At 72.7% G+C, this 22,402-nt stretch carries 16 protein-coding genes; 5 read left to right on the top strand and 11 right to left on the bottom strand.

Annotation, left to right across the window (positions count from 1 at the left end; genetic code table 11):
- Positions 1-24: 24 nt before the first annotated feature.
- Positions 25-657 carry an Rv3235 family protein gene (locus ACIBBD_RS16635; protein ID WP_399420101.1) on the bottom strand — a complete coding sequence of 211 codons (633 nt, stop codon included), beginning with the start codon at positions 655-657 and terminating at the stop codon, positions 25-27.
- Positions 658-993: 336 nt separating this feature from the next.
- Here ACIBBD_RS16635 and ACIBBD_RS16630 point away from each other — a divergent pair, with 336 nt between their 5' ends.
- Positions 994-1,509: a DUF6912 family protein gene (locus ACIBBD_RS16630; protein ID WP_399420100.1), complete on the top strand. Its 516-nt coding sequence runs from the start codon at positions 994-996 to the stop codon at positions 1,507-1,509.
- Positions 1,510-1,841: 332 nt separating this feature from the next.
- On the top strand, positions 1,842-2,504 hold the full coding sequence (locus ACIBBD_RS16625; RefSeq protein ID WP_399420099.1) for an HAD family hydrolase: 663 nt from the start codon (positions 1,842-1,844) through the stop codon (positions 2,502-2,504).
- A 60-nt stretch (positions 2,505-2,564) separates the two neighbouring features.
- On the opposite strand, the gene ACIBBD_RS16620 is transcribed toward ACIBBD_RS16625, so the two are convergent.
- Positions 2,565-3,131 (bottom strand): DJ-1/PfpI family protein, encoded by a 567-nt coding sequence (locus ACIBBD_RS16620; protein ID WP_399420098.1) that lies wholly within the window; start codon positions 3,129-3,131, stop codon positions 2,565-2,567.
- A gap of 573 nt (positions 3,132-3,704) precedes the next feature.
- Between ACIBBD_RS16620 and ACIBBD_RS16615 the strand changes: the two genes are divergently transcribed.
- The gene (locus tag ACIBBD_RS16615; protein ID WP_399420097.1) at positions 3,705-8,648 is read left to right on the top strand and encodes an NAD-glutamate dehydrogenase; all 4,944 of its coding nucleotides are present in this window, start codon (positions 3,705-3,707) and stop codon (positions 8,646-8,648) included.
- Positions 8,649-9,024: 376 nt separating this feature from the next.
- Here the strand turns inward: ACIBBD_RS16615 and ACIBBD_RS16610 are convergent, their stop codons facing one another.
- Positions 9,025-9,864, bottom strand: coding sequence for an ABC transporter ATP-binding protein (locus ACIBBD_RS16610; RefSeq protein WP_399420096.1), 840 nt, complete (start codon positions 9,862-9,864; stop codon positions 9,025-9,027).
- Positions 9,857-10,774, bottom strand: coding sequence for an ABC transporter permease (locus ACIBBD_RS16605; RefSeq protein ID WP_399420095.1), 918 nt, complete (start codon positions 10,772-10,774; stop codon positions 9,857-9,859). Before ACIBBD_RS16605 ends, ACIBBD_RS16610 begins: the two co-directional genes overlap by 8 nt.
- A 291-nt stretch (positions 10,775-11,065) precedes the next feature.
- Between ACIBBD_RS16605 and ACIBBD_RS16600 the strand changes: the two genes are divergently transcribed.
- A complete protein-coding gene (locus ACIBBD_RS16600; RefSeq protein ID WP_399420094.1) occupies positions 11,066-11,692 on the top strand; it encodes a TetR/AcrR family transcriptional regulator in 627 nt (208 codons plus the stop codon).
- Between the two features lie 37 nt (positions 11,693-11,729).
- On the opposite strand, the gene ACIBBD_RS16595 is transcribed toward ACIBBD_RS16600, so the two are convergent.
- The 3 genes from ACIBBD_RS16595 to ACIBBD_RS16585 all read right to left on the bottom strand — a co-directional run bounded on the left by ACIBBD_RS16595 (position 11,730) and on the right by ACIBBD_RS16585 (position 14,475).
- Positions 11,730-12,659 carry an ADP-ribosylglycohydrolase family protein gene (locus tag ACIBBD_RS16595; RefSeq protein ID WP_399420093.1) on the bottom strand — a complete coding sequence of 310 codons (930 nt, stop codon included), beginning with the start codon at positions 12,657-12,659 and terminating at the stop codon, positions 11,730-11,732.
- A gap of 166 nt (positions 12,660-12,825) precedes the next feature.
- Positions 12,826-13,806 (bottom strand): UDP-glucose 4-epimerase GalE, encoded by a 981-nt coding sequence (galE, locus tag ACIBBD_RS16590; RefSeq protein ID WP_399420092.1) that lies wholly within the window; start codon positions 13,804-13,806, stop codon positions 12,826-12,828.
- Between the two features lie 159 nt (positions 13,807-13,965).
- Complete coding sequence (locus tag ACIBBD_RS16585) at positions 13,966-14,475, bottom strand: MarR family winged helix-turn-helix transcriptional regulator (RefSeq protein ID WP_399420091.1); 510 nt, start codon at positions 14,473-14,475, stop codon at positions 13,966-13,968.
- A gap of 141 nt (positions 14,476-14,616) precedes the next feature.
- Between ACIBBD_RS16585 and ACIBBD_RS16580 the strand changes: the two genes are divergently transcribed.
- Positions 14,617-15,030, top strand: a complete 414-nt coding sequence (locus ACIBBD_RS16580) for an organic hydroperoxide resistance protein (RefSeq protein WP_399420090.1) — start codon at positions 14,617-14,619, stop codon at positions 15,028-15,030.
- Between the two features lie 10 nt (positions 15,031-15,040).
- Here the strand turns inward: ACIBBD_RS16580 and ACIBBD_RS16575 are convergent, their stop codons facing one another.
- The 4 genes from ACIBBD_RS16575 to ACIBBD_RS16560 all read right to left on the bottom strand — a co-directional run bounded on the left by ACIBBD_RS16575 (position 15,041) and on the right by ACIBBD_RS16560 (position 22,392).
- On the bottom strand, positions 15,041-16,594 hold the full coding sequence (locus ACIBBD_RS16575) for a hypothetical protein (protein WP_399420089.1): 1,554 nt from the start codon (positions 16,592-16,594) through the stop codon (positions 15,041-15,043).
- Between the two features lie 73 nt (positions 16,595-16,667).
- The gene (locus ACIBBD_RS16570) at positions 16,668-17,945 is read right to left on the bottom strand and encodes a hypothetical protein (protein ID WP_399420135.1); all 1,278 of its coding nucleotides are present in this window, start codon (positions 17,943-17,945) and stop codon (positions 16,668-16,670) included.
- Positions 17,946-17,947: 2 nt separating this feature from the next.
- Entirely contained in the window at positions 17,948-20,179 is a 2,232-nt protein-coding gene (locus ACIBBD_RS16565) for a CDP-glycerol glycerophosphotransferase family protein (protein ID WP_399420088.1), read from the bottom strand.
- An 8-nt stretch (positions 20,180-20,187) separates the two neighbouring features.
- Positions 20,188-22,392, bottom strand: coding sequence for a CDP-glycerol glycerophosphotransferase family protein (locus ACIBBD_RS16560; RefSeq protein ID WP_399420087.1), 2,205 nt, complete (start codon positions 22,390-22,392; stop codon positions 20,188-20,190).
- Positions 22,393-22,402 lie beyond the last annotated feature (10 nt).

The following is a 22,402-nucleotide window of genomic DNA, read 5'->3' as shown; positions in this document are numbered from 1 at the left end:
GCCGGTCCGTCTGTCTGCCGGGTTTCAGTCGTCCGTGGGGTGGGGCCTGCGGGGGCCGTCCAGTTCGACGGCGGTGCAGCGCCAGCGGCGGTCGGTGCCGAGTTCCAGCCGGAAGGCCATGGCGCGCAGGCGGTCGCCGGCGCCGATGCGGGCGAAGGCCTCGATGGCGCCGGGGCGGGGCATGTCGTACCCGATGTCGCGGATGACGGGGCGGATGCCGTGGGTGGTGCGCAGCGGGCCGCGCTCGGCGAGGTGTGCCAGGTCGTCGTAGGCCCGGCCGAGGGTGTGGCGGAGCATGGAGTGGACGGGGCGCTGGCCGCTGAGCACGGCGAGGAGGAGGTCGGCGAAGAGGTCGGTGGGGCGGGGGCTGTGGGGGTGCGGGGGCAGGGCGAGGGGCCGGCGGGGGCCTTGGGCCGGGACGGTGGCGGGTGTGGTGGTCGGGGTCGTGCGGGTGAGGGTGGTGGTCGGGAGGCGGTGGTCGGTGGGGCGGGTGGGGGAGTCGGCCGGGGCCCCCGGCGGGCGGCTGCCGTGGCGGGTGGTGCGGGGTGTGCCGTTCTTCGGGGCGTGGGGTGGTGTGCCGGCGGGGCGGCGGGTGTCGCGGCGGCCCGGCGGGCGGGTACCGGGGGTGTGCTGGGCCCTGGTCATGACCTTGTTCATGGGTGTCCCCGTTCGGTGGCCCGGTCATGGTGTCTACCGGGCGGTAACTTGCTGTTGTGGATCTTGTACGGGGTGGCGGCGTGTGACGGCAAGGGCGCGGAGAGTCGCCGGAGGGCTCCGGGGAGATTCACCTATCAGGGTGGTCGGAGGCCGGAAAACCCCGAGAGGGCGGGCGCGGTTGGGGTGAGTTCCGGGCCGTGGGGTTGACGGGTACGGGCCTTCGGCGAAGACCCGAAAGGGGACTCCCGCACGTATCCTGAAGGCGCTCCGGAGGTACGGGACCTGTCCGTGCCGGGGCATCGAGCGGAGTATCCGACCAGGAAAGAGCGGCCCACCATGCGCGTCTACGTCCCCCTGACCCTCCCCGGTCTCGCCGAGGCGCACAAGACGGGGCAGCTGGGGTCCGGGCCGCTCGTCGCGTACGCCGTCACGCCCGCGCTGCGTGAGTGGTACCTCTCCGACGACATCGAGGAACTGGAGTACGCGGCCCTCAGCCGGGCCGCGCTCGCCTCGCTGCGGCTGCTGGCGGCGGACCCGGCCGCACCGCGGCGCCGGGTCGTGGTCGCCGTGGACGTGCCCGACGGGACCGCCACGGCCGACCCGGACCGAGGGCTCGACCCGGCCGCGCTCGGCGAGGTGCGGGTGGCCGGGGCCGTACCCCTGGCCAAGGCGGCTTCGGTGCATGTCGACCACGGGGAAGCGGAGGCGGACGTGGCCGCGGCGGCCCAGGCGCTGCCGGCGGCGGACGGCGGCGACGACGACGCGCAGTTCGTGGTGGACGGCGCCGAGGACCATGAGCTGCTGTGGTTCGCCACGCAGGAGATCCCCAACCTCGTGGGGGCCGGGGGCTGAGCTGCTACCTGGCGACGACCGGGGGCGGCGGGTCCGGGCGCTGGGCTGCGGCCAGGGCGGACTGTGGGGGCCGGGGATGAGCTGCCGCCCGTGGGTTCACCGGGGGCGGGCCGGGAACTGGGCTGCGGCCAGGGCGGACCGTGGGGGCCGGGGACTGAGCCGCCGCCCGGCGCCGACCGGAGGTCCGAGGGCCCAGCCGCCGCTCGGGGCCGACCCGTCGGGGACTCAGCCGCCGCCCCGGGCCGACCCGTCCGGGGACTGAGCCGGGGCCGACCGGGCCGTCGTGCCGCCAGTTCTCTTGATTGTCAGTGGCGGTGGGTACGTTTACGGGCATGGGGAAGTCAGCGGCGCACATCGTCTGGGACTGGAACGGCACACTGTTCCACGACAACGACGCGATCATCGGGGCGACGAACGCGGCGTTCGTCGAGCTGGGGCTGGAGCCGATCACACTGGAGCGGTACCGCTCGCTGTACTGCGTGCCGGTGCCGAAGTTCTACGAGCGGCTGATGGGCAGACTGCCCACCGACGCCGAGTGGGAGGTCATGGACGACGTCTTCCACCGGTATTACGCCGAGCACCGGGTGCGGTGCGCGCTCACCGACGGGGCGGCCGAGCTGCTCGCGCGGTGGCGGTCGGCGGGGGGCAGCCAGTCGCTGCTGAGCATGTACGTGCACGAGGAGCTGGTTCCGCTGGTGCGTGGCTTCGGGATCGAGCCGCACTTCCTCCGGGTCGACGGGCGGACCGGGCCGTCCGGGGGCAGCAAGGCGGAGCACATGGTGCGCCACCTCCGGGAGCTGGCCGGGATCGACCCGCAGCGCACGGTGGTGATCGGGGACGCCGCCGACGACGCGGTGGCGGCGCTGCACGTGGGAGCGCGGGCCGTGCTGTACACCGGCGGTTCGCACGGCCGGGCCAGCCTCGAGGAGGTGGGGGTGCCGGTCGTGGACACGCTGGAGGAGGCCGTCGAGATGGCGGAGGGCATGGCCGCCTGACACGGACGCGAGGGACGGTGAGGTGCGGCGCCCCGGAGGGCGCCGCGCTGACGGGGTGGGTCAGGTCGCCGGTGCCTTCGCGCGCAGCACGGTGAGGAACGCGCGAATCCAGGCCGGGTGGTCCGGCCAGGCGCGGGAGGAGACCAGGGTGCCGTCGACCACCGCCTCGGTGTCCTGGAAGGTGGCGCCGGCGGTCTGCATGTCGAGCTCCAGCGCCGGGTACGCGGTGACGCGGCGGCCGCGCAGGCTGTCGGTGGCGGCCGTGAGGAGGGGACCGTGGCAGATCTGGGCGACCGGCTTGTCGGCGTCGAAGAACGACTTGAGGATCTTGCGGAGCTCGGGGTCGTTGCGCAGGTACTCGGGGGCGCGTCCCCCGGGTATGACCACGGCGGCGTACTGGCCGGGGTCGACCTCGGAGAAGGCCAGGTCGGCGGGCCAGGTGTAGCCGGGCTTCTCGGTGTAGGTGTCGAAGCCGGGTTCGAAGTCGTGGACGACGAACCGGAGCTGCTTGCGCGTGGGGGCCGCGATGTGGACTTCGTAACCCTCCTCGCGGAGGCGTTGGTAGGGGTAGAGGACCTCCAGGGATTCCGCTGCGTCGCCGGTGACGATGAGGATCTTCGCGGTCATGTCGGGCGGCTCCTCTCGGGCGGGCGCTCTTCCAGCACCGTGCCTCTTGGGGGCGACCCTGCCAAGAGGTGGGGGTGCTTTCAGGGTGCCCGGGGGCGGGGTGCGCGGCGACTTTTCCCCTTCACACACCGCCCGCCTCCCCGCCCCTGTGCAGAACGTCAAACTTCCACCCCCTGTTTTGTACACATACGGCTCATGACGGGCCCCCGGGGAGGAGCGATAGCCTTGGTGGCGTGATCAGCGCGATATGTCGCGGGGGCGCTGCTGCCCCTGCCCCGCGCCCGGTGACCGCGGAGGACATCCGCGGCCGGGCGCCAGTCGCTGGTCCTCGCGGGCGGGGCGGGGTCTCGACGGCCCCCAGGACGCCGTACACACCCCGGGAGCGGGCGGCGCGGAGAGCAGCGTCACACCCCCGGGCGGCGTCGAGAATGGCTGATAACCCCCCGCTCATCTCACCTTGCGGCATAGCGTCGAAGCAGACCGGAGACCCCGCGTCACGGCGTCACGTCACAGGGGAAGAGACCGTACTTCCTTCTACGTCACGCAACGGCGCGCGACAGGAGCCAGAGGACAATGCAGACCAAGCTGGACGAAGCCAAGGCCGAGCTGCTCGAGAGGGCGGCCCGGGTCGCTGAGAACAGCCCGGTCGGGGGGCACCTACCGACTGGGACGACGGGCGAGGGCACTCCGGGGATCCCGGACCACGACTCCGTGCTCTCGTTCCTCCAGCGCTACTACCTGCACACCGCCCCGGAAGACCTCACCGACCGCGACCCGGTCGACGTCTTCGGAGCCGCCTTCTCCCACTACCGGCTGGCCGAGAACCGGCCGCAGGGCACCGCGAACGTGCGCGTCCACACCCCGACCGTCGAGGAGAACGGCTGGACCTGCAGCCACTCCGTCGTCGAGGTCGTCACCGACGACATGCCCTTCCTGGTCGACTCGGTGACGAACGAGCTGACCCGGCAGGGGCGCGGCATCCACCTCGTGGTCCACCCCCAGGTCGTGGTCCGCCGCGACGTCACCGGCAAGCTCATCGACGTGCTCGCCGTGGCGCCCTCCGCCGACCTCCCGCACGACGCGCACGTCGAGTCGTGGATCCACGTCGAGATGGACCGCGAGACCGACCGCGCCGACCTCAAGCAGATCACCGCCGACCTGCTGCGTGTCCTGTCCGACGTCCGGGAGGCCGTCGAGGACTGGGAGAAGATGCGGGACGCGGCCCTGCGCATCGCCGACCGGCTCGGGGACGAGCCCGTCCCCGGTGACCTCGCCTCGCCCGAGGTGGAGGAGGCCCGCGAGCTGCTGCGCTGGCTGGCCGCCGACCACTTCACCTTCCTCGGCTACCGGGAGTACCAGCTGCGGGAGGACGACTCCCTCGCCGCCGTGCCCGGCACCGGCCTCGGCATCCTGCGCTCCGACCCGCACCACGCCGACGGCGACAGCCACCCCGTCAGCCCCTCCTTCGAGCGGCTCCCGGCCGACGCCCGCGCCAAGGCCCGCGAGCACAAGCTGCTCGTGCTGACCAAGGCCAACAGCCGGGCCACCGTGCACCGGCCGTCCTACCTCGACTACATCGGCGTCAAGAAGTTCGACGCGGACGGCAACGTCGTCGGGGAGCGGCGCTTCCTCGGCCTGTTCTCCTCCGCCGCCTACACCGAGTCCGTGCTGCGCGTGCCGGTCGTCCGGCGCAAGGTCGACGAAGTACTGCTGGGCGCCGGGTTCTCCCCCAACAGCCACGACGGGCGCGACCTGCTCCAGATCATGGAGACGTATCCGCGCGACGAGCTGTTCCAGACGCCGGTGGACGAACTCCGGTCCATCGTCACGTCCGTGCTCTACCTGCAGGAGCGCCGGCGGCTCCGCCTCTACCTGCGGCAGGACGAGTACGGCCGCTACTACTCCGCGCTGGTCTACCTGCCCCGCGACCGCTACACCACCGGCGTCCGGCTGCGGATCATCGACATCCTCAAGGAGGAACTGGGCGGCATCAGCGTCGACTTCACCGCCTGGAACACCGAGTCGATCCTGTCCCGGCTGCACTTCGTCGTCCGTGTCCCGCAGGGCACCGAACTGCCGGAGCTGTCCGACAGCGACAAGGAGCGCATCGAGGCCCGCCTGGTCGAGGCGGCCCGGTCGTGGGCCGACGCGTTCTCCGAGGCGCTCAACGCCGAACTCGGCGAGGAGCGCGCCGCGGAGCTGCTGCGCCGCTACAACAACGCCTTCCCCGAGGGTTACAAGGCCGACCACACCCCGCGCTCCGCGGTCGCCGACCTCGTCCACCTCGAACGGCTCGACGAGGAGCGCAGCTTCGCCCTCAGCCTGTACGAGCCGGTGGGCGCCGGCCCCGACGAGCGCCGCTTCAAGATCTACCGCAAGGGCGACGCGATCTCCCTGTCGGCCGTGCTGCCGGTCCTCAACCGCCTCGGTGTCGAGGTCATCGACGAGCGGCCGTACGAGCTGCGCCGCGCCGACCGCAGTGTCGCCTGGATCTACGACTTCGGCCTGCGCATCCCCCGCTCCCTGGGCGGCGGCAACGGTGACTACCTCGGCGACGACGGGCGCGAGCGGTTCCAGGAGGCGTTCGCCGCGACCTGGACCGGCAAGGCGGAGAACGACGGCTTCAACGCCCTCGTGCTGGGTGCCGGGCTGACCTGGCGGCAGGCGGTGGTGCTGCGCGCGTACGCCAAGTACCTGCGGCAGGCCGGTTCCACCTTCAGCCAGGACTACATGGAGGACACCCTCCGCACGAACGTCCACACCACGCGGCTGCTGGTGTCGCTGTTCGAGGCGCGGATGTCGCCGGACCGGCAGCGCGCCGGGCACGAGATCGTGGACGCGCTCCTGGAGGAGCTGGACGCCGCCCTCGACCAGGTGGCCTCCCTGGACGAGGACCGGATCCTGCGGTCCTTCCTCACCGTCATCAACGCGACCCTGCGCACCAACTTCTTCCAGAAGACCGCGCAGGGCACTCCGCACGAGTACGTGTCGATGAAGTTCGACCCGCAGGCCATCCCCGACCTGCCGGCGCCCCGCCCCGCCTTCGAGATCTGGGTGTACTCGCCGCGGGTGGAGGGCGTGCACCTCAGGTTCGGCAAGGTCGCGCGCGGTGGTCTGCGCTGGTCCGACCGGCGGGAGGACTTCCGCACCGAGATCCTCGGCCTGGTCAAGGCGCAGATGGTGAAGAACACCGTCATCGTGCCGGTCGGCGCCAAGGGCGGGTTCGTCGCCAAGCAGCTGCCCGACCCGGGCGTGGACCGCGACGCGTGGATGGCCGAGGGCATCGCCAGCTACAAGACGTTCATCTCCGCGCTGCTCGACATCACCGACAACATGGTCGCCGGTGAGGTCGTGCCCCCGGCGGACGTCGTCCGCCACGACGAGGACGACACCTACCTGGTGGTCGCCGCCGACAAGGGCACGGCGACGTTCTCCGACATCGCCAACGAGGTCGCGCAGTCCTACGACTTCTGGCTCGGTGACGCCTTCGCCTCCGGCGGCTCGGCCGGCTACGACCACAAGGGCATGGGCATCACCGCCCGCGGCGCCTGGGAGTCCGTCAAGCGGCACTTCCGGGAGCTGGGCGTCAACACGCAGGCCGAGGACTTCACGGTCGTCGGCATCGGCGACATGTCCGGTGACGTGTTCGGCAACGGCATGCTGCTCAGCGAGCACATCCGGCTGGTCGCCGCCTTCGACCACCGGCACATCTTCATCGACCCGAACCCCGACGCGGCCACCTCCTACGCCGAGCGCCGCCGTCTGTTCGAGCTGCCGCGCAGCTCGTGGGCCGACTACGACACCGAACTGCTGTCCGCCGGCGGCGGCGTGTTCCCGCGCACCGCGAAGGCCATCCCGGTCAACGCGCACATCCGCCAGGCCCTCGGCATCGAGGACAAGGTCACCAAGCTGACCCCGGCCGACCTGATGAAGGCCATCCTCAAGGCGCCGGTGGACCTGCTGTGGAACGGCGGCATCGGCACGTACGTCAAGGCGTCCAGCGAGTCCAACGCCGACGTCGGCGACAAGGCGAACGACTCCATCCGCGTCGACGGCGCCGACCTGCGCGTCAAGGTCGTCGGCGAGGGCGGCAACCTGGGCCTGACCCAGCTCGGCCGGATCGAGTTCGCCCGCGGCGGCGGCAAGATCAACACGGATGCCATCGACAACAGCGCGGGCGTGGACACCTCCGACCACGAGGTGAACATCAAGATCCTGCTCAACGGCCTGGTCGCCGACGGCGACATGACCGTCAAGCAGCGCAACAAGCTGCTCGCCGAGATGACCGACGAGGTCGGCCGGCTCGTCCTGCGCAACAACTACGCGCAGAACACGGCCATCGCCAACGCCCTCGCCCAGTCCAAGGACATGCTCCACGCCCAGCAGCGCTTCATGCGCCACCTGGTCCGCGCGGGCCACCTCGACCGGGCGCTGGAGTTCCTGCCCACCGACCGCCAGATCCGCGAGCGCCTCGCCACCGGCCACGGCCTGAGCAGTCCGGAGACGGCCGTCCTGCTGGCGTACACCAAGATCACGGTGTCGGACGAGCTGCTGCACACCTCGCTGCCCGACGACCCCTACCTGCGCGGTCTGCTGCACGCGTACTTCCCGACGGCGCTGCGCGAGCAGTTCGCCGAGCAGATCGAACACCACCCGCTGCGCCGCGAGATCACCACGACCGTCCTGGTCAACGACACCGTCAACACCGGCGGTACGACCTACCTGCACCGGCTGCGGGAGGAGACCGGCGCCTCGCTGGAGGAGATCGTGCGGGCGCAGACCGCGGCCCGGGCGATCTTCCGCTCGGCGCCGGTGTGGGACGCGGTGGAGGCCCTCGACAACCAGGTCGAGGCCGACGTCCAGACCCGCATCCGTCTCCACTCGCGCCGCCTGGTCGAGCGCGGCACGCGCTGGCTGCTCAACAACCGGCCGCAGCCGATCCTGATCGCCGAGACCGTCGACTTCTTCGCCGACCGCGTCGAACAGGTGTGGTCGCAGCTGACGAAGCTGCTGCGCGGCGCGGACCTGGAGTGGTGGCAGCAGATCTACGACGAGCTGACCGGTGCCGGCGTCCCCGACGAGGTCGCCACCCGGGTGGCCGGGTTCTCGTCGGCCTTCCCGGCCCTCGACATCGTGTCGGTGGCCGACCGCATGGGCAAGGATCCGCTGGACGTCGCGGAGGTGTACTACGACCTCGCCGACCGTCTGCACATCACGCAGCTCATGGACCGCATCATCGAGCTGCCGCGCGCCGACCGCTGGCAGTCCATGGCCCGCGCCTCCATCCGCGAGGACCTGTACGCGGCCCACGCGGCGCTGACCGCGGACGTCCTGGCCGTCGGCAACGGCACCTCGACGCCCGAGCAGCGCTTCAAGGCCTGGGAGCAGAAGAACGCGGCGATCCTGGGGCGGGCGCGCGCAACACTGGAGGAGATCCAGGGGTCGGAGACGTTCGACCTGGCCAACCTGTCGGTGGCGATGCGGACGATGCGGACGCTGCTGCGGACGCATTCGTAGGGCGCCGCAGCAGGTCTGGGGCGTAGGTGTGCGGAAGGGCGCTCCCCGGTGCTTCGGGGGGCGCCCTGCCGCGTTGGTGCGCCGCTTGGGGCTCGCGCGCGGCACGCCGTTTTCAGGCGGCTGTTCTCAGACGGCCGGGCGCATACGGCCGGGCGCATACGGCCGGGCCAGGCGGCCGGGGCCTGGGTGGCTCTCGGACGACCGGCTCGGCGGGGTTCGGTCGGCCGGCTCGGCGGGCTCAGGCACGCTTGCCCGGCAGGCTTCAGGCGGTCGCTCGGCGGGCTGCGGGCGGCCAGCCCCGGCCCGGCTTCAGGCCTCGCCCGGCTTCAGGTGACCGGCCCCGGCCGGGCTTCAGCCGATCCGGCCCGGCCGGGCTTCAGGCGGCCGGCGCGGGGCGCGGCTTCTTCTTCGGCTTGTCGCCGGTGAAGGCCTCGTAGGCCCGCATGACCTCCTCGGTCGGGCCGTCCATGCGCAGCTCGCCGCGCTCGAGCCACAGCACCCGGTCGCAGGTGGTGCGGATCGCGGCGTTGCTGTGGCTGACCAGGAAGACCGTGCCCGCGTGCGCGCGCATCTCCTGGATGCGCTCCGCCGAACGTGCCTGGAACCGGGCGTCACCCGTGGACAGCGCCTCGTCGATGAGCAGGACGTCGTGGTCCTTGGCGGCCGCGATGGAGAAGCGCAGCCGGGACCCCATGCCGGAGGAGTAGGTGCGCATCGGCAGGGAGATGAAGTCGCCCTTCTCGTTGATGCCGGAGAAGTCGACGATCTCCTGGTAGCGCTCCTTGATCTGCTCCCGGGACATGCCCATCGCCAGGCCGCCGAGATGGACGTTGCGCTCGCCGGTCAGGTCGCCCATGAGGGCCGCGTTGACGCCGAGGAGGGAGGGCTGCCCGTCGGTGTAGACCTTGCCGCGCTCCACCGGCAGCAGGCCCGCGACCGCCTTGAGCAGCGTCGACTTGCCGGAGCCGTTGGTGCCGATCAGGCCGATCGCCTCGCCCTTGTAGGCGACGAAGGAGACGTTCTTGACGGCGTGCACCGTGCGCACGCCCGCCGCCTTCTCGGCCTGCTTGCGGCGCAGGATGCGGTTGAGGGCGGCGGTCGCGGAGCCGCGTCCGCCGCCGGTGCCGTTGATCCGGTAGACGATGTCGACGCCGTCCACGACGACGGTGGGAACCGGTTCGCCGGTCGGTTCGGTGAGCCTCGCGTTGTCAGCCACGGCCGTACGTCTCCTCAGCCTTCCAGAAGTAGATGAAACCGCCGACGCCGACGAGCAGCGCCCAGCCGGTCGCCCAGGCCCACACGTGCGGGGGCAGCTGGCGCGCGGTGAAGGTGTCGATCAGCGCGAAGCGCATCAGGTCGATGTAGACGGCGGCCGGGTTGGCCCGCAGCAGGTCGCCGACCCAGGCCGGCAGGTCGCTGTGGTTGCTGAGCAGGTTGTCGATGCTCCACATCACGCCCGAGATGTACATCCAGGTGCGCAGGACGAACGGCATCAGCTGGGCTATGTCCGGTGTCTTGGCCCCGAGGCGCGCCAGGATCATCGAGACGCCCGCGTTGAACACGAACTGCAGCACCAGGGCGGGCACGGCCAGCACCCAGGAGAGCGCGGGCGGAACGCCGACGCAGAGCAGGATGATCACCAGCGCGGCCATCGAGAACAGCAGCTGCTGCAGCTGTTGCAGACAGAACGAGATCGGCAGCGCGGCGCGCGGGAAGTGCAGGGCCCGCACCAGGCCGATGTTGCCGGAGATCGCCCGGGTGCCCGCCATGATCGAACTCTGCGTGAACGTCCACACGAACACACCCGTCACCAGGAACGGGATGTAGTCCGCGACGCCCTTCTTGGTCTCCAGCAGGACACCGAAGATGAAGTAGTACACCGCCGCGTTCAGCAGCGGGGTCATGACCTGCCAGACCTGGCCCAGCTTCGCCTGGCTGTACTGCGCGGTGAGCTTGGCGGTGGCGAACGCGCTGATGAAGTGGCGGCGCGCCCACAGCTGGCGGACGTACCGCGGCAGGGACGGGCGGGCGCCGCTGACCGAGAGGCCGTGCCGGGCCGCGAGGGCCGCGAGGTCTTCGTGGACCACGGGCCGCGTCTGGGGCGGTGTGCTGAGGACCTGGCTCACATCCGCTGCTTTCACTCGGGGGAGGGGGGTGTGCGTGAGGCCGGCCGGCCGTCCGGCGGCGTTTCCTTACGCTTCTCTTGACGTTCTCTTACGTCGGGACGGGACCGTATCGTCGCAACGTGAGCGTAGGCCGATACGGCGTCGGAACGCAACCGTTTCGTCGTCACGGCGGTGGAGTGTCGATGCGGCGGCGAGACCGTTCCGTCCTCGGGGTGAGACCGTTCCGTCGCGCGGGCGAGACCTTTGCGTGGGGACGGGCCCGTATCGTCGCAACGGCCTATGCTGGTCGACATGACGACGAACGCCGACGGCCCCCAGACGCGTCCGCGCCGCCGGACCCCCGCCGGAGCGGCCGTGCTCCGGGAGGACGTGACGGAAGCCATCCGGGCGGCCGTGTTCGAGGAGCTGGCGACCGTCGGCTACGCCCGGATGTCCATCGAGGGCATCGCCCGGCGGGCCGGCGTGGGCAAGACCGCGGTGTACCGGCGCTGGCGCTCCAAGCTCCACCTCGTCCTGGACATCGTCTCGGCGATCGCCGTGCAGGGCCTGCCGGCGCCGGAGACGGGAAGCCTGGAGGGCGACCTGCGGGTGCTGTACGAGGTGACGTCCAGGGCGCTGCGGCACCCGGTGGCCTCGCAGATCATCCCGGACCTCCAGGCCGAGGCGGCTCGCAACCCCGAGATCGCCGAAGCGATGCAGAAGGCGCTGCGGGAGGGGCAGGAGGGGGTCGCCCTGAAGATCGTGGCGGCGGCGCGGCAGCGCGGCGAGGTCGGCACGGACCTCGACGACGAGTTGGCACTCGACCTGATCTCGGGCCCGCTCTACTGGCGCTCCGTGGTCATCCGCAGCCCGAAGCTGCCCCAGGGGTACCTGGGCGCCCTGGCCCGAGCGACCGCCGAGGCGATCAAGGCGCTGTGAGCGGCACTCACTCCGAGGCCTCTCCCGCGCGCCACGTCTACGCCCCGAGCCGCCGCGCCAGCGCTTCCAGATCGGCCGTGCGCAGCACACGGTCGCCGAAGCCGGGCAGGGGGACGTGCAGGACACGGGTCCACCGCTCAGGGACGGCCGCGGCTCCGTACACCGCGCCGGCGAGGCCGCCCGTGACCGCGGCGACGGTGTCCGTGTCGCCGCCGAGGTCGACGGCGGCGCGGACGGCGTCCTCGTAGCAGGTGGTGGTGCGCAGGGCCCAGACGGCGGAGCCCAGACAGGGCCAGACGGCCCCGTTGAACTCGGTGGCCAGGTCGGGGTGCCAGTCGGGGGCGAGGACGGTCGCGTAGCGCGTGCGGTGGTCGGGGTGCACCTCGGTCAGGGTGTCCGGGAGCGCGGCCAGCGGGTCGGCTCCCGACAGCGCGATCCGCAGCAGCTCGTGCAGGACGGCCGTGCCCTCCCAGGCCGCGGGGTCGCCGTGGGTGAGGGCGGCGAGGCGGCGGGCGGCGGCCATGGTGGCGGCGCGGCCCTCCTCCGCGAAGTACACGGCGGAGGTGGCGGCCCGCATCAACGCGCCGTTCCCGGCCGCCCGTTGGCTGCTCCGGAAGTGCGCGGCGGCGGCCGTGTCCCACGGAGCGCCGCTGCCGAGGACCGCCTCGGTCTGCAGGCCGATGTCCTTGGGCTCGGCGGCCGCCCACCGCTGGAACCGCCGGAAGACGTCCGCCGGTTCCAGCCCGCCGCACTCCAGCAGTGACTCCCCGACGAGCACCGCCATCTGCGTGTCGTCGGTCGCCTCGCCCGGGTCCCAGCCACCGCCCCCGCACATCTCGCCGCCGTGCCCGGCGGACGGGAAGCGCGCGGAGAAGGCGTCCTCGGGACCGAACTCGAAGGGTGCGCCCAGCGCGTCCCCCACGGCGGAACCGACGACGGCGCCGACGGCGCGTACGGGATCGATCACCCCGGCAGCGTACGAGACCGACCCGGCCCGCCGGACCCGCGGCTCCGCCCCCGCCCTGGACCGGCCCTCCGGGCGAGCCCCTCCCGGACCTGCCTCTCGAGACCCGCCCCGCCGGACGGCCCCTCGGAAACCGCCGCCGAACCCGCCCTTTCCGGGCCCGCCCCCCTCAGACCAGCGCCGCCTCCGGGTGCAGGCGCAGCCACCCCTCCCAGGCCGAGGTGATCATGTCCTGGACGTCGTGCTCGGCCTTCCAGCCCAGTTCGATGGTGATGCGGTCGGCGGAGGCGACGACGCGGGCCGGGTCGCCGGGGCGGCGTGGGGTGACCGTCGGAGGGCGGTCGTAACCGGTGACGGCGTTGACCACGTCGATCATCTCGCGGACGGAGACACCCTCCCCGCGGCCGATGTTGAGGGTCAGGGTGTGGCCCGGGGAGGTCCGGAGCGCGCGGGCGGCGGCGACGTGGGCCTCGGCCAGGTCGACCACGTGGATGAAGTCCCGGACGCACGTGCCGTCCGGGGTCGGGTAGTCGTCGCCGAAGATGCGCGGTGGGGCGTGCTCCGTGAGGCGTTCGAAGATCATTGGGACGAGGTTGAGGACGCCGACGTCCGCGAGTTCCGGGGTCGCCGCGCCGGCCACGTTGAAGTAGCGCAGGGCGGCCGTGGACAGGCCCGTGGCCCGGCCGGTCGCGCGGACCAGCCACTCGCCGGCCAGCTTCGTCTCGCCGTAGGGCGACATCGGCGCGCAGGGCGTCTCCTCGGTGACCAGGTCGACGTCCGGCATGCCGTAGACGGCGGCCGAGGAGGAGAAGACGAACGACGGGACCTCGGCCTCGGTGACCGCTTCGAGGAGGACTCTCAGACCCTCCACGTTCTCCCGGTAGTAGTGCAGGGGCCGGTCCACCGACTCCCCGACCCGCTTCTTCGCCGCCAGGTGGACGACACCGGTGACGGAGTGCCCGGCGAGCGTGCGGGCCATCAGCGCCCCGTCCAGCGTCGAGCCCACCACCAGGGGCACGTCGGCCGGTACGCGCTCGGCGAGGCCCGTCGACAGGTCGTCGTACACGACCGTGCGCTCACCCGCCCGGGTCATCGCCCGTACGACGTGCGCCCCGATGTAACCGGCACCGCCTGTGATCAACCACGTCATCCGGGGACCTCCCCCTCGTCGGAGTCGTCTCACAGTGAAGCAGTCGGCGGGCCCTCCCGCAGGGCCTGTGGACAACTCTCCGCACCGGATGCGGCACGGAGGGTGTCCGCGCATCCGGCGTCACCGCCGTCCGTGTCCGAGGCCGTCCGCTGCCCCTGGTCAGCGGCCCGGCTCCCCCTCCACGTCCGCCTCCACCGCCGCCGAGTCCAGCGCGGCTGTCAGCCGGTCCAGGCGTTCGCGCAGTTCGCGGATCTCCTCCACGCCGAAGCCCGTCGCACCGGCGATCCGGCGGGGGACCCGCAGCGCGCGCTCCCGCAGTGCGGTGCCCTCCTCGGTCGGCCGGACCACCACCGAGCGCTCGTCGCGGGTGCTGCGCTCGCGCCGCACCAGTCCGGCCGACTCCAGGCGCTTCAGCAGAGGCGAGAGCGTGCCGGAGTCCAGGCGCAGGTGCTCGCCCAGCTTCTTGACGGGCAGTTCGCCCTCCTCCCACAGCACCAGCATCACCAGGTACTGCGGGTAGGTCAGCCCGAGCTCCTTGAGGATCACGCGGTACACGCCGTTGAAGGCGCGCGAGGCGGCGTGCAGGGAGAAGCAGATCTGGCGGTCCAGCCGGAGCCAGTTCTCCTCGGAGGTCTCGGCGGCGGTGGCGGGAGTCGACGTCGCGGTCATGTCTCCAGAGTAGCTCTCGCCGGACGATTTAGTTGTGCACAATTTAATTGTGTGCTCTACTGGAGCTCGTGAGGCGGCCCGGACGCGGACAGCGCGAGGGCCGACCCCCTGACACCGATTTCCGAGAGGGATGGTTCATCCATGGACGCGCTCTACACCGCAGTCGCCACCGCCACCCACGGCCGTGAGGGGCGCACCGTCAGCTCCGACGGGAAGATCGACCTCGCGCTGGCCATGCCGGTGGAGCTGGGCGGCAACGGTCAGGGCACCAACCCCGAGCAGCTCTTCGCCGCCGGGTACGCCGCCTGCTTCGGCAGCGCCCTCGGCCTGGTCGGCCGCCAGGCGAAGGTCGACGTCAGCGACGCCGCCGTGACCGCCGAGGTCGGCATAGGCAAGCAGGGCGAGGGCTTCGGCCTCAAGGTCGCGCTCCGCGTCGAGCTGCCGGACAGCGTGGACGAGGAGACCGGCCGCAAGCTGGTCGAGCAGGCCCACCAGGTCTGCCCCTACTCCAACGCCACCCGCGGCAACATCGAGGTCGACCTCGTCATCGAGTAGTCGGCACCCCTCACCCGACCCGCGCCAGCACCTCGCCCGTCCGCCGGCTCCACGCGACCACCACCGCCTCCTCGGGCACCGGCTGCCGGCGTGTGAGCAGCAGCCAGCGGACACGGTGGCGGCGGGCGATCGCCGACCGCTCGGCGCGGGTCGACGCCGGGGAGAGGTAGGCCCGCACGTCGGCGAGCCTGCGCAGCCGCTCCCGCTCCTCCAGCGCCGCGTCCGGCCAGGCGGGCGCGGCGAGGTTCGGCCCGTACCCGGCGATCGCGTGGACGGCGTAGTACCCGTCGGTGATCACCACCTCGCCGGGCCCGATGTGCCGCGCGGCCCAGTCGTACGAGGGCCAGCGCGGCGGCTGCTCGAAGCCGACCGGATCCAGCGCGCGCGGTACGACCGCCCCGGCGTGCACGGTGAAGAAGCCCAGGCAGGCCGCGCCCGCCGCGACCACCCCCAGCACCCTGCGCCCCGCGCCCCACGGCCGGGATGCCGCCAGTTCCACCGCGAGCGCGAACTGCGGCGGCACGAGGGTGAGCCCGAGAATCCGCCCGTAGGTGTAGTGGCCGCTGACCCAGCCGTACGACACCACCAGGCAGTCGGCGGCGAACAGCAGCACCAACGGGTCGCGTGCCGAGCGCCGCCCGCGCAGCCACAGCGCAGGCAGACCCAGCAACGCCAGTCCGAAACGCCCCGTGAGCCCCTCGTACAGCCGCCGGTGCATCGCGTCCACGCTGTCGTCGCCCGCCAGCGCGAACACGTCGAAGTACGGCCACGCCACCGCGACCAGCAGCGCCACGGCACCCACGACCGCCCACCGCAGCGCCACCGCCGGCCGCCAACCCCGCTGCCACCCCAGGACGAAGGCCGCGCCGCCGGTCACCGCCGCGATCGACGTGATCGGATGCACCAGCAGGATCACCCCGTACAGCGCGCCCAGCGCCGCGTACCCGGGGAGGCCGCGCAGCCCGCCCGGCCCCACGAACCGCACCCGGCGCCCGTCACGCGCGCGTGCGCCCGTCAGCGCCCACGCCCAGAAGGCGAGCCCGATGGCGAAGGTGGACGGATAGCCGAGGTTGCCGGTCATCGACATCAGCCCCAGATAACCGCTCCACCAGGCCCGTTCGGTGCCCCACAGCAGGGTCATCGCGGCCAGGGCGAGCACCGGCGCCCACGGCCGGGGCGTCAGCACGCGCGTGAAGCGGCCGATCCCGGCCAGCAGCACCAGCAGGTTCACCGGCCCGGCGACCCGCAGCACCTCCCAGCCCGTCAGTCCGGTCAGCCGGGCCACCGCGCCCTCGGCCACCGCGTACGGCGAGTAGTAGGGGCTGCCCGCGCCCGGCAGGTCCGCCATCGGATGGCGCGGGTCCAGCAGATCGGCCGTCAGCCGCTCGACGACCGCCGCGTGCTGCCCGGCGTCGCAGCACAGCGGCACCCGCCAGTACGCCAGCGACATCACCAGCCAGAACAGGAGCCCGAAGACCTGATACGGCGTCGGACGCCCCACGCGCCCGCCGCGCAGCGCCGTCGCACCGCGTACGGCGCGTCGGGTGAGGACGTCGACGCTCATCGGACGGCGGGGGGAAGGGACATGGGGGGCATTCGCCGTATGTTCCCGCCCGGGTCAACGGCCTTGCCGGCCGTCACCTCATCGAGTGAGCCCGGTCGGTCCCCTCCTGCACCGGCAGCGCGATGCCCTCCCGGAGGCGGGACTCCAGCAGCAGCGGCACGCCCAGCACCGGCAGCAGCCACGCCAGCACGATCAGCCTGCCGCCCCAGATGTTGATGTCGGGGTGCCCGGCCTGGGTGAGGAACCCGGTGCAGGCGGCGGCGAGCACCACGGCACCGGCAGCCCGGCGCCGCCCGCGCGCCACCCCCCACGCCCCGGCCGCGAGCGCCGCCAGGAACAGCGGCTCCCACAGCTGCCGCCGCAGCCACTCCACCCAGAAGTTGCCCTGCAGCTGGAAGAACTCCGGCCACACGCGTGTGCGGTCGGGCCGGGCGAAGTGGTGGGTCAGCAGGTCCTGGAGGCTCTCCGACTCCGACGGGTAGTGCAGCACGCGCGCCAGCAGCACCGTCCCCAGCGCCCCGCATCCGCCCGCGACGGCGACCACGACGGCCCCGCGCCCCACCGGCCGGCCGCACCGACGGCGCCGTACCGCGATCAGCGCGCCCGCACCCGCCAGGCCCGCCCCGAGGAACAGGGCCTGCGAGTGCTTGACGGTGAACAGGGCGGCCAGCGCGCCGCCCACCAGCCACCCCCCGGCCCGCACCCGCCCGTCCAGGGCCAGCACACATCCCCACACCGCCGCCAGGGTCAGCGCCAGCATCAGCCCCTCGGTCATCGGGCGCATGGCGGTCGTGCCGCACGGCAGGACGTAGTACAGGACCTGCCCGGTCAGACAGACGGGGACGGGCGCGCGCAGCGTCCGAAGGATCAGGAAGGCCAGCGCCCCGCCCGCCGCCGTCACCACGACACCCGCCGTCCACAGCCCCCAGGTCACGCCGAACAGGGTGACGAAGGGGACGAGGAACACCGGGTAGCCGGGCCGCACCTCGAAGATCCGCATGAAGCGTTCCGGCATGAAGGGCACCGTGTGCCCGCCGGTCCGGCCCGCCGCCAGCCGCGCCCCGACGGCGCGCCACTCCCGCGCCCGGCACTCGGCCATGACCCGCCCTGTGGGGTCGGGGCCGTGGAAGCGGACCACGTGCACGCTCTGCCGGCGGGCGGCGAGCGAGGCCTCGCCCTCGCACACGTGGTCGATGGTCGCGGCCGCCGCCTCCCGCTTGCTCTCGCCGCGCAGACTCAGCGCGTACGACAGGTAGTTCTTGCTGTCCGGGGTGGCCCGGCCGGTGACGTTCGCCAGCTGGAGCAGCGCGAACACCGCGGCCAGGACCAGCACCCAGGTGCGCGGGCGCAGCCTCACGTGGACGCCAGCACGTCGGGGGCGGTGGCCGGACCCGGCACCCGCGCCGACAGGCGCTCCGGCATCGGCTCGCCCAGCAGCAGCGTCCGCACGACCCGCTCGGCGGCCCGCCCGTCGTCGAACGCGCAGAACCGCTTGCGGAAGCCCGCCCGCAGCCGTGCCGACTCCGCGTCCCGCCAGCCGCCGGACGCGAACAGCCAGGCCAGCTCCCGGTAGCTGCGCGAGACATGGCCGGGCGCCTCGGCGGTGATGTCGAAGTAGGCGCCCCGGCTCGCCGCGAACGCGTTCCAGTCGTCGGCGTGGACGACGATCGGCCGGTCCAGGTTGGCGTAGTCGAACATCAGGGCCGAGTAGTCGGTGACCAGGACGTCGGAGGCGAGCATGACGTCCTCGACGTGCGGTTCGTCCGTCGCGTCGACGACGATCCCGCGCCGGTGCAGATCGGCCAGGCCCATGCCGCGCGCCGGGCCGGTCGCCAGTGAGGGGTGCAGGCGGACGACGAGGGTGTGGTCCTCGCCGAGGTCGGCGGCGAACCGGGCCAGGTCGATCCGGTCGACGTGCCCGCCCCGCCGGTACTCGCGGCGCGTCGGCGCGTACAGCACGACGGTGTGGTCGGCGGGGATGCCCAGCCGGGCCCGCACCGCCGCACCCGCACCCGCCGCCGGCGCCCTGCCCGCGGCGGCGTCGACCAGGACGTCGTTGCGCGGGCTGCCGGTGCGCGCCGACGCGAAGTGACACGGATACGCCCGCTCCCACACCAGCTCGGAGTGGAGGTTGGCGACCAGGCTGTGGTCCCAGCGGTCGGCGCGGCGCAGCATCTGCGGCACGTCCACGCCGTACCGGGCGCCGGGCTTGTCCAGCAGGTCGGCCGCCATGTACTTCAGCGGGGTGCCCTGGTGGGTGTGGACGTGGACGCTGCCGGGCCGTTTCACCAGCGTGCCGGGCCAGTTCACGTTGTTGACGAAGAAGCCGGCCCGAGCGGTCACCCGACGGTAGGCGGGGGAGTCGAGGAGCACGTGCTCGACGCCGTCCGGGAGCCGCGCCGCCGTCTCCTCGTCCCGCACCACCCACACCCCCCGCAGCTGCGGGGCGATCTCCCGGGCCTTGCGGTAGACGGCCGCCGGGTCACCGAGCACGCCCCGGTGCGAGAACGCCGAGTACACGACGAGGTGCGGATCCAGCGGGCGCCGGGCCTGGACGGCGGTCAGGCCCCGGCGCACGCGCGCCCCGGCCGCGCCCCGCGCCTGCACCCCGCGCCGGGCCAGCTCCCGGCCGGCCCGCTCGGCCAGCCGCCTGACCCGGTAGGCCGCGTACCCGCCCTCCAGCACCCGCAGCTCGGCGGGAACCGGCTCGTCCGTCCGGTGCGTACGGAACATCTCGGCCGTACGGCGGAAGAACTCGGCCTTGTCCGACGCCGGCAGCCGGTCCGGTTTGGCCAGGATGTCCAGGCAGTGCTCGCCCATCTTGCGGTGCAGGTAGGGCCGCCAGTCCGCCAGTTCCGGGCGGGAGCCGACGAAGGCGAAGACCCGCTCGTACTGGTCGTGGATGTCGAAGTGCTTGCGGCTGGTGGTGGACAGGATGTTGCCCTGGCGGCGCTGGCGGTAGTTCAGGCAGATCCGGTCCAGCGTGGCGATCCGCTCCGCGCTGAGCATGACCGGGAACGTCCACGGCGTGTCCTCGTAGTAGCCGGGCGGGAAGCGGAAGTCGTTCCGCTCGACGAAGTCCCGCCGGTACGCCTTGTTCCACACGACCATCAGCAGGTCGAGGATCTCGGGGTGCTCGGCCGCCGTGAAGGTTTCGTCGCCGCAGTCGGCGAGGACGTGCGCGAGGGCGTTGCGGCGGGTGCCGCCCCACCAGTAGGTGCGGGCGTAGTCGAAGACCAGCACGTCGGGGTCGCCGCTCTCGGCGAGGCGGTCGGCCGTCGCGCGCAGCGCGCCCGGTGTGAGGGTGTCGTCGCTGTCGAGGAAGAGGAGGTAGTCCCCGCTCGCGTGCGGCAGGCCCGCGTTGCGGGCGCGGCCGAGACCGACGTTCTCCGGCAGGTGCAGGACCCGCACCCGCGCGTCGCGGGCCGCGTACTCGTCGAGGATCGCGCCGCAGCCGTCGGGGGAGCGGTCGTCGACGGCGATCACCTCGAGGTCCCGGTACGACTGCTCCAGGACCGAGTCGAGACACTCGCGCAGGAAGCCCTGCACCTTGAAGCAGGGGACGATGATGCTGAAGCGGGGCACTGCGGAGGTCAGCTCCTTACGAGGGGGGAGGCGGCGGGGGCCGGGACGCGCTCGGCGAGCGGCCGCACGGGCGGGATCGCCTCCGGGGGTTCGCCGAGCAGCACCCGGCGCACCACGCGCTCGGCGGCCCGGCCGTCGTCGAACTGGCAGAAGCGGGCGCGGAAGGCGGCCCTGAGCTCCCGGGACCCGGCCGAGGCGTACGAGCCGTCGCGGAACACGCGCGCCAGCTCCTCGGGCGTGCGGGCGACCGGGCCGGGCGGGGCCGCCATCAGGTCGAAGTAGACACCCCGCGTCTCGGTGTAGACGTCCCAGTCGTCGGCGTACACGACGATCGGACGGTCGAGGTTGGCGTAGTCGAACATGATCGACGAGTAGTCGGTGATCAGCGCGTCGGCGGCGAGGCACACGTCCTCGGAGGAGCGGTGTCCGGTGACGTCGATGATCCGGCCGCTGCGCTCGCGGGCGCCCCGGTCGTAGAAGTAGTGGGCGCGCAGCAGGACGACGACGTCCTCGCCGACGTCCTCGCAGAAGGCCTCCAGGTCCAGGCCGGTGTCGAAGCCGGTCCGGTAGTCGCGGTGGGTGGGGGCGTACAGGACGGCCGTGCTGCCTTCCGGCACCCCCAGTTCCCGGCGGACGCGGGCCACGTCGTCCGCGGTCGCCGTGTAGAAGACGTCGTTGCGCGGATAGCCGTACTCCAGGTGCTCGTACGAACCGGGGAAGGCGCGCTCCCACATGTGGGTGGAGTGGGTGTTGGAGGAGAGGTTGTGGTCCCAGCGGTCCACCCGGCCCAGCAGCTTGGTGAAGCTGCCGGTCGCGGCGGCCACCACCGGGTACGTCGACTGGTCGACGCCCATCTTCTTCAGCGGGGTGCCGTGCTGGGTCTGCACGTGCACGCTGCCCTCCCGCTTGACCACGCCCTCCGCGAAGTTGGCGTTGTTCACCAGGTACTTGGCGCGGGCCAGCACCTGCCAGTAGCGGCGGCTGCCGATCACGGCGTGCTCGACGCCCTCGGGCACGGCGTGCGCCTGGTCCGGCTCCACGAGGAACACCGAACGGATGTGCGGGGCGAGTTCGGCGGCCTTGGCGTGGATCGCGGCCGGGTTGCAGGCGTACCCGCGCCCCCAGTAGGCGCAGAAGACGGCCAGGTGGGGATCGATACGGCGGTGCAGCTGGCGCCGGTAGTACAGGCGGGTGCGCAGCCCCCGGGGGCGCGGGACGCGCTGGGCGGCGGCCGACGCCTTCTGGTGGGCTCCCCGCAGCGCGCTGAACGCCGTGTACGCCCCCGCGGCCAGCAGCCGGTGCTGCACGCCCGGCTTCCCGCCGGGCCTGCGGAAACCGGCCGGACGGTGGCGTCGGTACAGCGCGCCCGCCCGGCGGAAGAAGGCCCGCCGAACGGACCCGGTCAGCCGCGCCGGATGCGCGGCCGTCTTCAGGACGGCGGCGAAGAGCTCCTCGAAGAGCGCGTCCGACCGGGCGGCCGGCAGGGACAGGCCGGCCGCCGCCGTCAGCACCAGCTCCGTCTGGTCCAGCAGCTCGAAGTGGTGCGCGCCCGGCAGGTTGAGCCGGCTGCCCTGCCGCCGCAGCAGATGCCGTACGACGACCTGGCGCAGCACCGCGATCCGCTCGGCGCGCAGGGTCACCAGGCCGCCGAAGCCGACGTCCGTGAAGTGGCCGTCGGGGAAGGCCAGCTCGTGCTCGGTGAGGAAGGACCGCCGGTAGGCCGCGCTCCACGCCGGGAGCTGCACGCCGGTCACCCGGGGTGCCTCGGCGGGGGCGAAGGCGCCCATCGGGGCCCGCGCCAGCAGCGGGGCCGCCGGGTTGGCCGACTCGCCCTCCCACCACGGGGTGCGCTCGTGCTCGGCGTACAGGACGTCGACCTCACCGGTTGCGGCCAGGCGCGCGTCCAGCGCGGTCAGCGCGCCCGGGGCGAGGGTGTCGTCGCCGTCGAGGAACAGCAGATACGCGCCGGTGGCCGCCCGCAGCCCGGTGTTGCGCGCTCCGGCGAGGCCCGCCGACGGCGGCGAGTGCACCGGGGTCACCCGGGAGTCCCGCTCGGCGTACCCGGCGGCGACGGACGACGCCGGGGCGTCGGGCGCGTCGCAGACCGGGATCAGCTCGAAGTCGCCGAAGGACTGGGCGAGGACGGAGTCCAGCGCCAGGGGCAGCCGGCCCGCGACCCCATGGGACGGGACGATGATGCTGAAGCGGGGCATTCTGCTCTTT

This window comes from Streptomyces sp. NPDC051315 (assembly GCF_044455165.1).
GTDB lineage: Bacteria > Actinomycetota > Actinomycetes > Streptomycetales > Streptomycetaceae > Streptomyces.
The sequence above is the reverse complement of the archived record's forward strand: the minus strand, read 5'-3'. Positions and strand labels throughout refer to the sequence as shown.